The sequence below is a fragment of the Cohnella sp. CFH 77786 genome (assembly GCF_019400745.1).
Taxonomy (GTDB): Bacteria; Bacillota; Bacilli; order Paenibacillales; family Paenibacillaceae; genus Cohnella.
The window spans coordinates 1-12,814 of sequence record NZ_WJIB01000016.1; the positions used below are offsets into that span (position 1 = coordinate 1).

The 12,814-nt window shown below is 59.5% G+C and carries 7 protein-coding genes and 1 rRNA gene; all 8 read right to left on the minus strand.

The genetic code is table 11. The annotated features are described in order from the left end of the window. Positions 1 to 98, minus strand: a 16S ribosomal RNA gene (locus GE107_RS20560); the annotation flags it as partial. A 569-nt stretch (positions 99 to 667) separates the two neighbouring features. After that, positions 668 to 853 (minus strand): hypothetical protein, encoded by a 186-nt coding sequence (locus tag GE107_RS20565; protein WP_219642224.1) that lies wholly within the window; start codon positions 851 to 853, stop codon positions 668 to 670. A gap of 334 nt (positions 854 to 1,187) precedes the next feature. Continuing rightward, the gene (locus GE107_RS20570; protein ID WP_219642226.1) at positions 1,188 to 3,737 is read right to left on the minus strand and encodes an outer membrane protein assembly factor BamB family protein; all 2,550 of its coding nucleotides are present in this window, start codon (positions 3,735 to 3,737) and stop codon (positions 1,188 to 1,190) included. Between the two features lie 437 nt (positions 3,738 to 4,174). Further along, complete coding sequence (ligA, locus tag GE107_RS20575; protein WP_219642229.1) at positions 4,175 to 6,196, minus strand: NAD-dependent DNA ligase LigA; 2,022 nt, start codon at positions 6,194 to 6,196, stop codon at positions 4,175 to 4,177. A gap of 37 nt (positions 6,197 to 6,233) precedes the next feature. Then, entirely contained in the window at positions 6,234 to 8,552 is a 2,319-nt protein-coding gene (pcrA, locus tag GE107_RS20580) for a DNA helicase PcrA (protein WP_219642231.1), read from the minus strand. A gap of 66 nt (positions 8,553 to 8,618) precedes the next feature. Next, entirely contained in the window at positions 8,619 to 9,323 is a 705-nt protein-coding gene (pcrB, locus tag GE107_RS20585) for a heptaprenylglyceryl phosphate synthase (protein ID WP_219642234.1), read from the minus strand. 1,039 nt (positions 9,324 to 10,362) lie between these two features. After that, entirely contained in the window at positions 10,363 to 11,238 is an 876-nt protein-coding gene (gene galU, locus GE107_RS20590) for a UTP--glucose-1-phosphate uridylyltransferase GalU (protein WP_219642236.1), read from the minus strand. Positions 11,239 to 11,253: 15 nt separating this feature from the next. Next, entirely contained in the window at positions 11,254 to 12,624 is a 1,371-nt protein-coding gene (locus GE107_RS20595; protein WP_219642239.1) for a UDP-glucose dehydrogenase family protein, read from the minus strand. Between the last annotated feature and the right edge of the window lie 190 nt (positions 12,625 to 12,814).

Here is a 12,814-nt window from a genome sequence, read left to right on the forward strand (position 1 = left end):
GCTGCTCGAGAGCAAGCTCTCTCACAACTCCGCTCGACTTGCATGTATTAGGCACGCCGCCAGCGTTCGTCCTGAGCCAGGATCAAACTCTCCATAAAGGTAAACCTTATTGAAGAGCCAGATGGCTCAAAAGTTAAAGCTGGTTTTTCGAACCGAAGTTCGAATCCGTATTACGCTCGATGTTCAGTTTTCAAGGAGCAATTCGCTTGGCTTCGTCAGCCTCGCTCGATCTTGCTTGCCGGCAGCGCCGACAGCAATTAACTTTATCAGCTTCTGCCCTCGAAGTCAACAACCATTTTCAGGCAACTTCTTCGACATCTCGCCGATCGGCTTTATTCGCCGCCGCCTCTCGTGGGCGGAACATCAATGTACCATAAACGGAAACTCTAATGCAATACATAAAAAATGGAAAAACATTGGGGTACAGATCCACGGTCATTCTGCTCGCTGCCGCTGGAACCGCCTTGTTCGTCCATCGGTTGCACTTCACTTAAACGCGGTTTCCCGGAAGCGTTCCTTCCAAGGAGAAAGCTCAGGCAGGGAACGCAGAAGCTCTTCGGCCGTTGGGCATGACGAACCCGGATCACTTCGCAATACCGGAATCCCGGATGTACTCCAAACATTCCTTTCTCGTACGCAAAAACGCTCCGAGTCGATCTCTCCCGCGTCATATTGCCAGATCGGCGGGAACTCCTCCGACGGGCATATAATGGACGTTTAAGGTAAGCCCCGACCAAACCGAGTGCTCCCCTGCCTTGTCCAGGATACAGATCCGCAATAACTCTCTGCACTCATCATCCCGAAAATGCGCATCCGCCATTCCCAGCATTTTTTGGAGAACGAGATCGTCCAAACCGATTCCTCCCCGGCTTCATTTGCCGCGATGCCTGCTTCTCACGAACCTCTCGATCGATCCCCGACCATCATCGTCATCATCCGATTTTCCTCCTCCGTCAAGGGCTCCTGGTCGGTGCTGTTCGGCGTGGAAAACCTGAGATTGTGGAAAACGGACCTCGGCAGCACAGATGATCAAGGATGCAGGCCACCCTATGCCTAGAGCGGAGATCGACTCGACAGATTCCTTGCAGCGGAACATGATAGTACCTCCATGCACCTGCAAAGTCGATATGCTACCGTCCGGGATAATGTCCTTTAGCTCGCGAAAACTGGATCTATTCCGAAGGTTTTCACGAAAGCACCGAAACCTTGCCGAAGAAGCCGTTCGACGAACCGACGTACAGCTTACCTTCAATCACGCTCAAATACCCCTGGAGCAGCGATTCGGACGTAAAGTCGTAATAGCCGATACGGATGTCCGAAAGCCGCTTAAGCGCTTTGCCCGTCGAGTCGTCCAAGACGTATACGCTCCCTAAAGTCGGGAAAGCTCCGATCCGCTTACCGCCGAACTTGACGGTCGGCCCACCGATGGGATTCCCGCCGGCCGAATCGCCGGTTGCCCCCCACCTTTGAACGCCCTTGCGCAAATCGTAAGCCATCGCCTTTCCACCCAGCCTGTAGTAGAGCACGTCTCCGTCGATGCTGCCGAATTCGGCCCTTCCTTCTACCGTGAACCGTTTTTTGCCGGTGCGAAGCTCGATCAAAGTACTCTCGAGCGGCTCATCGCCCAAGTAGGCGATCGGATGCGACGGCGACGATGACCGATGAAGAAAAGCATACCGACCGTCGATGATATCGTAATGGGTGTGGTCATCAATCGGCAGCCGCAGCTTGTCGGTGCCGGAAGCCGCCTCCGCCAGAATCAATCGATCGGCGGTCTGCGTCCAAATTTGCCCGGCTCGTTCAGCATTTCGGGTACGGTCCGTCAGGTTCCGATCGCTTGCGGTCCAGCGTTCTTCCTTGCGCCATAGCGGCTTGCCGGTTCGGGGATCGTAAGCCGTAAGGAAGGCGCCCAAGGGATTATCCGAGCCCCTCTCCGTCTGAACGAGCAATACGTTCCGCTTGCCCTCGTCACGGATCAGATCGGAACGGGCCGGTACTTTGATCCGCCACAGCCGCGTTCCCGTTTTCAGACTCCACGCCTCCAAGTAACGGAAGGTTTCCATGTCCGCTTCGACGCCCGCTTCGTACCGGATCGCAGCCGCGACGTTACCCGCCACCGCAAACGTCGCTACATCGTAGCCGTCATCCAGTTTTTTCTCCCACAGCTTTCGGCCCGAATCCGTCCGAATAGCGCGGAATTGATACACGGGACGATCCTCCTTCATGAAGCGTTTCAGGAAGACGATTCGGCTTTGATCTGTGGATAGGCCATACGCATGCATCTCCGGGCCGAAGTCGTACTTCCAGATTTCGCGGCCGGTCACGGAGTCGAGCGCATAGACGTTCGAGTTCATGTGCATGCCGCTGAATCCCCCGTCTTCCCCAGCGACGAGCAGGACGCTGCCGATCTTGTCGAGCAGGAAGTTGTAAGCGAGCTCGGAGCGGAATCGCCAATCCCACCGGACGGGAAGCGAAGGTACGAGCGAATCTTGAATGGGAAACACCCCGGACCACCCGATCTGAACTGTCGTTCCGGAAGCTTCGCGATAGAGGACGTAACGAAGCGTACCCGTTTCCGTCCATGCGATAACAAGTTCCATGCCATCCGCTTCATACCGCCACAAAGGCAGGCTCCGGACTTTCCCATCGTACTGTGCTACGTTTTCCGATGATTCCACGAAGGAAGGCGGGCCGAAAATTTTCCGAACGCTCCCCTGGGACACGCCGGGTACAAGTAAGCTGCGTACGGCTGCGGCGATAGACGGCACTGCTCCTTCGCCTGGCGATGCGTGTGCGAACCAAGCCGGCGCTTGGCCTCCTGATGCGACATCATCCTTGCGCACCCACAAAAGTCCGAACCGACGGTCTTTCCTTCCCCCGTCCGGTACCGCGACGCCGTACCAATCCCCGTACTTTACGTATGCGTACAGGGTGTCGCCCTTTACCGCCGAAACGGCAACGCCATTGGATCCGGGATACCACCTGATCTGCGCTTCCGATTCGACTTTTAACACCAGCGGCTCGATCTCCTCTGCACGAGCTGCAGCAGGAGTCAAGTACCACACCGGCACCCACCCGCCGTACCCGGATTCATCCTGCACCTCTGCAAAATCGTCCGAAAGCGTCACGACCTTGTACTTCTTCCGGACATCAACGGAAAAGGAGTACACGGCTCTTATGCCTTCCCGCCACTCATAGGCATTCGTGCTGCGGTAGAGTCTCGCCGGTTGATCGAGGAAGATTCCGTTGCCGGGCGCAATGGCATTATCCTCCGACGACGATGCCGGCATGTCGCCGATGGCGGGCAGGAAACTCCGGCGTACCCCGGCGGCGTCCCGGTCGTAAAAAACGGCGTAGAGCAGCTGCCCGCTTTTCGACCATTGGACGACGAGCCTGGCATCTCCGTCAACATAGATGTCCTGATCGACAGCCCGGGTGTTTCCGTTCATTGCGATATAGGTCTCGCCGGATTCCGTCGGCGCTCCGAATCGATCCCGGAAATCATCCCGCGTAAGCGCCTGCCGCCATTCCTGCTTGATCCGTTCCCATGTCAAATGCCGGGGTGGGTCTTTGGCAGTTGCCGTGACGGCCTGCGGCGAATCCTTCGGCGGCATCGCGACCGTCAGGGCGGAAGCCGTCGGCATGACGCCGGTGCCTTCGCCCGTCTCGCATCCGGCCGATAAGATCGTTATGGCCAATAGGATTCCCAGCTTCTTGCGTGAGCCGCTTCTTTTCATTCCGGAAGACGACCTCCACCGATCGAATGTAAATATTTGGTCCAACCGCAAATTAGACGGAAATGAACGGAAAAAGTTACGTACCGTATTCCGACAGCCGGAACAAATCGAGTTACCGATCTAGATGGGGGATCCATCGGACAGCCGCTTGGCAAAAGTGTTGTATATCAATTGAACAGCCGTAGAACAAGTTAAGTCGGTGTGACCGGCTTAAAGTGCGAGCACGGGTGGCGGGGGACCAAGTCAGTCGGTCAGACCGGTTTAAAGTGCGGCACGGGAGGTATGGGCCAAGTTAAGTCGGTAAGACCGGCTTCTTGTGTGAGGAGCAAGTTTTCTAACACGACAGGCACTAACACCCAATATGAGTAAAAGAAAAAAAGGACCCGAGTCTCCGCGCACGATAAGCGAGATTCGGGTCCTTCAATCCGTTGCCTAAGCTACTCCGCCATTCCCAGCAAGCGGAGCAGCTCATCTTCGTCCTCGAGCACCGGCACGCCGAGCTCCCGGGCTTTGGCCAGCTTGCTGCCCGCGCTCTCTCCGGCGATGACCAGATCGGTCTTCTTCGAGACGCTTCCCGATACTTTGGCGCCGAGCGCTTCGAGCCGTTTGCTCGCCTCGTCCCTTCCCATCCGCGTAAGCGTCCCGGTCAGCACGACCGTCTTGCCGTACAGCGGATGGCTCGCATCCGCCGCGGCCGCGGCCGGCCGCGCGGCTTCGGCCTTCACGCCGGCCGCCCGCATCCGGGCGATGCTGTCCAGCATGAGCGGATCGCGGAAAAATCCCGCGATGCTCTCCGCGACGATTCCGCCGACGTCCGGCAGCGCGACAAGCTCTTCCGCATCGGCGGCCATTAGCTTGTCCAGGTCGCCGTAATGGTCTGCCAGCATTTTGGCCGTCGCTTTGCCGGTATTGGGGATGCCCAGCGCGTTGAGGAACGCCGCCAGTTCCCGGGACTTGGACTTCTCGATCGCCTCGAGCAGGTTCGCGGCTTTCTTCTCCCCGAAACGGTTCAAGCCCCGCAATTGGTCCAAGGTCAGCCCGTACAGATCAGCCGGATCGCGAACGCCAAGCTCGTCGTAGAGCTGCTCCGCCGTTTTGCCGCTGAACGTCTCGATATCCATGCAGTCCCGGGAAGCGAAATGCGTAATCCGTCCGACGATCTGAGGTTTGCATCCCAGCTTGTTGTTGCAGAACAGATGGGCGCCCCTCATCTCGAGCGGAGAACCGCAGCCCGGACAGCGTTCCGGAGTTTCGATCGTTCCGCCTTCCTCTTCGTCCGCCTTGCCCAGAATTTCCGGGATGACGTCGTTGGAGCGCCGGATGAACACGCGGGTGCCGAGGGCATGCATCAAGTTTTTGCGTTCGATATCCCCGATGTTGTTGAGCGTGCAGTTCTGCACCGTCACGCCGGCCAGCTCGACCGGCTCGACGCGGGCGAGCGGCGTGATTTTGCCCGTACGGCCGACCTCCCAGGAGACGGATTCCAGCACCGTCGTCGTCTCTTCCGCTTCGAATTTGAAGGCGACCGCCCACCGCGGGAATTTGTCCGTATAGCCAAGCGCCTCGCGGGTGCGCATGTCGGCGATTTTCACGACCGCCCCGTCGATCAGGTAATCGAGACTTCCCCGTTCGGAGGCGATCCGCCCGAGCTCGGCTTCCAATTCCTGAATCGAGGAGAACGCCTTGGCGTAAGGATTGACCGGAAAGCCGTTCTCGCGAAGGAACGCCAACATCTCCATGTGATTGGAAAATGAAATGCCGTCCGCGTACCCCACGTTATAGAAGAAGGCGTCCAGCTTGCGGGATGCGGTAACCTTGGGATCGAGGTTGCGAAGCGCGCCCGCCGCGGCGTTCCGCGCGTTCTTGAGCGGCTCCGCCGCCTTCCGGTTGTACGCTTCGAGAACCGACAGCCGCATGATGCCCTCGCCCTGCACCTCGATCGTCCCCTCCGTGAAACCGATCGTCAACGGAACGGAGCGGATCGTGCGGACCTGGGCGAGAATGCCTTCCCCCACCTCGCCGTTGCCCCTCGTCGCGGCCTGGACAAGTTCACCGTTCTCGTAGGTGAGGTTCAGCGTCAGCCCGTCGAATTTCAGCTCCAGCACGAACTCCGGATCCGGGAGCGGGCTCTCGGGATGCTTGGCGTTATAATCGGCGATGAGCCGCCCCGCCCTCGCCGCCCATGCGGACAGGTCGTCCATGTTCTGAGCCTTGTCGAGACTCCACAGCCTCGCGCGGTGCCGGTACGGCTCGAAGCCCTTCAGAATGTCCCCGCCGACCCGGCGGGTCGGGGAATCCGGCAGCGCCGTGCCGGTCTCCCGCTCCAGACGGGTCAGCTCGTCGTAGAGCTCGTCGTACTCCTTGTCGCTGATCGTCGGGCTGTCCTCCGTGTAATACTGGCGGGCATAGACGTTCAATTGCGCAACCAGCTCACGCATGCGGTCCATCGGTTCCGTCATCGGTTTACCGGCCTCTCTTCCTCTTCGAAATAGGAGATTACTGCACTTTCGTCACCGGCGCGAACGCCGCGAGCAGACGTTTGACGCCGATCGGAGCGGGGAAAGCGATGTTCAGCTCCATGTCGTTGCCCGAGCCCTTGACGGCGACCACCGTGCCGATGCCCCATTTGGCGTGCTGGACCTTGTCCCCGGCGGCGACGCTGAGCCCGTCCCCGCTGCCGGCGGGTTTCGCCGCCGCTGCCGGCGCGGGTCTGGCCGCGGCCGATGCGCCTGCGGTTCCCGCGGAGCCGAAGCCCGCCCCCGCGGACGGACGCGCGCCGAAGCCGCCGCCCCCGAGCCGGTGCGCGAATCCGCCGTAGGACCCGAGACGTCCGCCCGAGGAAGCCGATTCCTTCAGCCCGTCCGGGATTTCCCCCAGAAACCGGGACGGCGCGTTGCTGTTCGTCCGGCCGTATAAGAGGCGCATGCGGGCACAGGTCAAATACAGCTTCTGTTCCGCCCGCGTGATGCCGACGTAAGCGAGGCGCCGCTCCTCCTCCATCTCCTCGTTGTCTTGGAACGCCCGGTTCCCCGGAAACACTCCCTCCTCCATGCCGACGATGAACACGACCGGAAACTCCAACCCCTTGGCGCTGTGCATCGTCATGAGCACGACCGCGTCCCCGGCCCCCTCGTCCTCCTCGTCGTCCATCGAATCGATGTCGGCGATCAGCGCGAGGTCGGTCAGGAAAGCCACGAGCGATTTGTCGTCGCTGCGCTTCTCGAATTCCTGCGTGACGGACAAGAACTCGTCGATGTTCTCCAGCCGGGATTTCGATTCGATCGTATTCTCCCGCTGCAGCTCCAGCCGGTACCCCGTCATCTCCAGCATTTTTTCCGTAAGTTCCGTCACCGAGAGGAATTCGACCATCGCGCTCAAGTTCGCGATCAAGTCCTTGAATTCGTACAGCGCCGTCCGCGCCCGGGAGGTGACGTCGATCTCGTGCAGGCTCTCGCTCAGCAGCCGGTACGTCGAAATGCCGTACCGCTGCGCTTCCTCCTGCAGCCTCGCCACGGTCGTATCCCCGACCCCCCGCTTCGGAACGTTCACGATCCGCTCGAAGCTGATGTCGTCGTCCGGATTGGAGATGAGCCGCAAATACGCGAGAATGTCCTTGATTTCCTTGCGGTCGTAGAACTTGATGCCGCCGACGATCTGGTACGGGATTTCCGATTTGATCAGAATTTCCTCGATGACCCGGGACTGCGCGTTCGTCCGATACAGAATCGCGTGGTCGCCGTAGCGCCGTCCGTTCTGGCGGTTTTTGCGGATTTCCCCGGCGACGAAGTACCCTTCCTCGTGCTCCGAATCGCCTTGGTACACGATAATTTTGTCCCCGCCGTCCTTGTCCGTCCACAAGTTCTTGGATTTGCGGCCCAAGTTGTTCCGGATCACCGCATTGGCCGCGTCGAGAATCGTGGAGGTGGAACGGTAGTTCTGCTCGAGCAGGATCGTCTTCGCTTCCGGATAATCCTTCTCGAAATTGAGGATGTTCGTGATGTCCGCGCCCCGCCAGCGATAAATCGATTGGTCGCTGTCCCCTACGACGCAGATGTTGTGGTGCTGGGCGGCCAGCATGCGGCAGAGCATGTACTGCGCCCGGTTCGTATCCTGGTATTCGTCCACGTGGAGATAACGGAATTTGTTCTGGTAAAAGGCCAGCACTTCGGGGACGTCTTGGAACAGCTGGATCGTCTGCATGATGAGGTCGTCGAAGTCGAGCGAGTTGTTGCTTTTGAGCCTTCGCTGGTACTGCTTGTAAACCTTCGCGACGATCGTCTGAAAATAATCCCCTTGCCGCTGCTCGTACTGCTCCGGCGTCAACAATTCGTTCTTCGCGGCGCTGATCGATGCCTGCACGGCCTTCGGCTCGAATTTCTTCGTGTCGATGTTCTGGTCCTTCATCACGTTGCGAATGACGGACAACTGGTCGGTCGAGTCCAAAATGCTGAAATTGGAGCCGTAACCGATCCGCTCGATATCCTTGCGCAGGATGCGGACGCACATGGAGTGGAACGTGCTCACCCAAATATCCTTGCCGGAAGGGCCGACCAGCTTCGAGACCCTCTCCTGCATTTCCCGCGCCGCTTTGTTGGTAAACGTGATCGCGAGGATGCTCCAGGGCGCCGCGATCCGTTTGGCGATCAGGTAGGCGATCCGGTGGGTCAGCACGCGGGTTTTGCCGCTGCCCGCTCCCGCCATGATCAGCAAAGGACCGGATGTGGTCACTGCCGCCTCCCGCTGGCGCGGGTTCAGTTTGCCTATCGCCGAGTCTATGTCGATGCCTTCTTCATAGGGGACTTGTTCGAAAAACATGCAGAGCCATCCTCCGAACTCCGAAAAACCGCCCTCTTTCCCGGAACGATCTTTCGAAGGAATAGTTTATTGATGATGAAAACCTTTCACGGCATGAACCGTCTCGAGCGCCGCTTGCAGGTCGGAGTAGATGACGTTCCCGACGACGACCGTATCGGCCGCCTCCGCCGCTTCGCGCGCCTTATCGGGCCCGTCGATGCCGCCTCCGTAAAACAAACGGGCCTGCCTCAGCCCCGCGCGGATCCGGCGCACCCATTCCATGTCGCCGAACGCCCCGCTGTACTCCACGTAGAGAACGGGCACGTTCCACAGCCTGTCCGCCACCTGGCTGAACGCGACCGCATCCCCGGCCCCTATATCCGCCCTCGCTTCCGTCACCCGGGCGACGTCCGAAGCCGGATTGAGCACCAGATACGCTTCTCCGACGACCGATTCCCAGGGAAGCAAATGCCCGTAATCCCGCAGGGCAGCGGCGTGATGCCCGATGATCCACTCCGGCCGCGCGCTGTTCAGCACCATCGGGACGAAGTAGCCGTCGAAGCCCGGCACGCCGACCGACGGATCGGACAATTCGAGCGCGCACGGAAGCTCATACCGGCGGATCCTCGAAAGCAGCTCCACCGTATTGTCGAACGTAAGTCCGGTCGACCCGCCGACGAGAATGGCATCCGTGCCCGAGAGGCAGGCCGCCTCCAGCGCCGCGTCGCCGATTTCCCGGTCCGGATCGAGTTTGAACACATGTCTCCAGCCTTTATAGAACGAGGGAACCATGAAGTCTCCGCCTGTCGTTTACCCCTAGTCTACAGGAATTCGGCGGTTCTTCCAAGCCGGAGAACGCGTTCCTCGGCATGGCAGGCGCAGCTTGGCGAGCAGTCCTCTCGGTCGATCTCTGCGACTTCCGTGAAAATAGTGGCGCACAGACACTATTTCGGTTGATCCATGCGACTGCCAGCAGAATAGTGGCGCACAGACATTATTTCGGTTGATCTACGCGACTGCTAGCAGAATAGTGGCGCACAGCCATTATTTCGGTTGATCTACGCGACTGCCAGCCAAATAGTGGCGCACAGACATTATTTCGGTTGATCTATGCGACTGCCAGCAGAATAGTGGCGCACAGACATTATTTCGGTTGATCTACACGACTGCCAGCCAAATAGTGGCGCACAGACATTATTTCGGTTGATCTATGCGACTGCCAGCCAAATAGTGGCGCACAGACATTATTTCGGTTGATCCAATGCGACTGCTAGCAGAATAGTGGCGCACAGACATTATTTCGGTTGATCTACGCGACTGCCAGCCAAATAGTGGCGCACAGACATTATTTCGGTTGATCTATGCGACTGCCAGCAGCATAGTGGCGCACAGACACTATTTCGGTTGATCTATGCGACTGCTAGCAGCATAGTGGCGCACAGACATTATTTCGGTTGATCTACGCGACTGCCAGCCAAATAGTGGCGCACAGACATTATTTCGGTTGATCTATGCGACTGCCAGCCAAATAGTGGCGCACAGCCATTATTTCGGTTGATCTATGCGACTGCCGGCAGAATAGTGGCGCACAGCCATTATTTCGGTTGATCTACGCGACTGCCGGCAAAATAGTTGCGCACAGACACTATTTCGGTCGATCATGCGACTGCCAACCAATTAGTGGCGCACAGCCATTTTCGGTCGATCATGCAACTGCCAACCAATTAGTGGCGCACAGCCATTATATTTCTCCCCGCCTTCCAAACCATAAACGCCGCCTGCCCCCATAACGGGTGACAAGCGGCGTATGCTTTACGCTCTTCCTACCAAATTATGATTCCTTCAACTTCTCCCTCAAGTAGCTCCGGACCGCGTCTTTCAGATCCGGGCGTTCCAGCGCGAAATCGATGATGGTCTTTAAATACCCGAGCTTCTCCCCGGTATCGTATCTCATGCCTTCAAACTGGTAGGCATACACCGGCTCGTGCAGCAGCAGTCTCGAAATCGCGTCCGTCAGTTGGATTTCCCCGCCGGCCCCCGAATGCTGCGTCTCCAGCAAATCGAAAATCGCCGGCGTCAGAATGTATCTTCCCATGATCGCGACATTAGACGGCGCCAATCCCGTTGGAGGCTTCTCGACCAAGCCCCGGACTTCGAGCACGCCTCCCCCTCCGTCCGAAGCTCCGGGATCGACGATGCCGTAACGCGACACTTCCTCGTCCGAAACCTTCTGCACCGCCAGAACGGATCCCTGCACCCGGTCGTACACGTCCATCATCTGCTTCAGGCAGGGAACCTCCGATTGCACGATGTCGTCGCCAAGCAGGACGGCGAACGGCTCGTCCCCGATGAACTTGCGCGCGCACCAAATCGCGTGCCCGAGACCTTTGGGCTCCTTTTGCCGAATATAGTGGATGTCCGTAAGCTCGGTGGCTTTGCGCACTTCGGACAGCAGCTCCACCTTGCCTTGCCGTCCCAAAATCTGCTCCAGCTCGTAGTAGCTGTCAAAGTGGTCCTCGATGGACCGTTTGCCTTTACCCGTCACGATGAGAATGTCTTCGATGCCGGATTCGACCGCTTCCTCCACGATGTATTGGATCGCCGGTTTGTCGATGATCGGGAGCATTTCTTTGGGCATCGCTTTGGTCGCGGGCAGAAATCGGGTACCGAGACCGGCCGCGGGGATGATGGCCTTGCGTATTCTCATGGACGGATGATCCTCCTAAGGTTGGCGAACCGCGACCGTTCTGTCGGGCAGCCGGTTGGAATCGGGGGGAACGGCCGGCAGGCGGCCCGTCCCGATGCAAATCACGCCTTGCGCGTTCAGCGCTGCGCAATCGAGCGCGTTTCTCCCATCCAATATTATAGGACGATTCATCCACTTCTTAAAGTGCTCGGCGCGAATCCCGCGGAATTCCGGCCAATCCGTGACGACCACGGCCGCGTCCGCGCCGGCGAGCGCCTCTTCCGCCGATCCGCATAGCCGCACCTGTCTTGGCAACGATCGGCGGCCGGCCGGCCCGATGACGGGATCGTACGCCGTCAGCGTGATGCCGGGATGCCGGCGGAGCAGTTCCGCCGCGAGGCGGACCGACGGGGCTTCGTTCAAGCCGTCGGTGCCCGGAGCCGAAGCGAGGCCGAGCAAGGCCACCTTGCGGCGGGCGGGATCCGACAGCGCCGCCTCCAGCTTCCGTACCATCCGCAAGGGCTGCAACGCGTTGCTCCGGAGCGCGGCGGAGGCGAGCGTCTGCGGAGCGCCGGCGTCTTCGGCCAGCCGCACCAGCACCCGCGTATCCCGCGTCAACCCGTATCCGCCGAACCCGAGGCCGGCGCCCGGGGCGAAAGGCGCGATGCGCGGGTCCATGCCCAGCAGCCTCGCCACGTCGGGATAGTCCGCCCCGGTCTGCTCCGCGAGCGATGCGAGTTCGCCCGCGAACGACAGCTTCACGGCCAAATACGCGCTGCCGGCAAGCTTCGTCAGTTCCGCGCTGCGCCGGTCCGTCATCACGACGGCTCCTTCCAGCCGGCCGTACAAACTCCCGAGCCGCGCGAACGCCTCTTCCGACGAGGCTCCGATCACGATGCGCGGCTGCTCGAAGAAGTCGCGCACCGCCGTACCCTCTCCCAGGAACTCCGGAACGGAGACGGCCTCCACCCGGCAAGCCGCCGGCAGCCTCGCGCGAAGCCGCGACTCGAGCCGCTCCGACGTGCCGACCGGGACCGCGCAAGTGACGGCCACGATCTTGGCCTGTCCGGTCGGATCCGGCCACGGCGCAAGACGATCGGCCAAGGACCACAGCGACGCCAGCTGCATCTCGCCATATGCGTCGGCAGCGGCTTCCATCGCGATAAACACGATCTCCGATTCCGACAGCAGCGTCTCCAGCCCGGCTCCGACGATCAGTCTTCCGGCTTCCAAATTGCGAAGGACAAGGTCCTCGAGATCCGGTTCAACGTAGGGCACATTCCCTTCGGCCAGTTGCGCGGTTACTCCCGTATCGATGTCCGCGCACCGGACCGTATGGCCCAACTCCGCGAATCCGGCCGCCATCGCAAGCCCGGCAACCCCCATACCCGCCACGGCGATTTTCATCAACCGCACCTCCGGTCGTGTTTTTTATCCGATCCTAACACGCGGATGATCGCGGATATGCCGGATTGAGTCAACGGGATGTAAAATTCCGTATCCGATGACACGGTGTGTAAATTTCCGCCTCCGGCAGCTTTCTCGAGGGCGGGGATCCCAAAAGTAACGTCCGAGGTGGTCTTGATGGTCGCATGCG

Excerpts from the sequence above, each read along its gene's own strand:
- GE107_RS20570 (WP_219642226.1), bottom strand. The coding sequence starts at position 3,737 with ATGAAAAGAAGCGGCTCACGCAAGAAGCTGGGAATCCTATTGGCCATA.
- ligA (WP_219642229.1), bottom strand. The coding sequence starts at position 6,196 with ATGACGGAACCGATGGACCGCATGCGTGAGCTGGTTGCGCAATTGAAC.
- pcrA (WP_219642231.1), bottom strand. The coding sequence starts at position 8,552 with ATGTTTTTCGAACAAGTCCCCTATGAAGAAGGCATCGACATAGACTCG.
- pcrB (WP_219642234.1), bottom strand. The coding sequence starts at position 9,323 with ATGGTTCCCTCGTTCTATAAAGGCTGGAGACATGTGTTCAAACTCGAT.
- galU (WP_219642236.1), bottom strand. The coding sequence starts at position 11,238 with ATGAGAATACGCAAGGCCATCATCCCCGCGGCCGGTCTCGGTACCCGA.
- GE107_RS20595 (WP_219642239.1), bottom strand. The coding sequence starts at position 12,624 with ATGAAAATCGCCGTGGCGGGTATGGGGGTTGCCGGGCTTGCGATGGCG.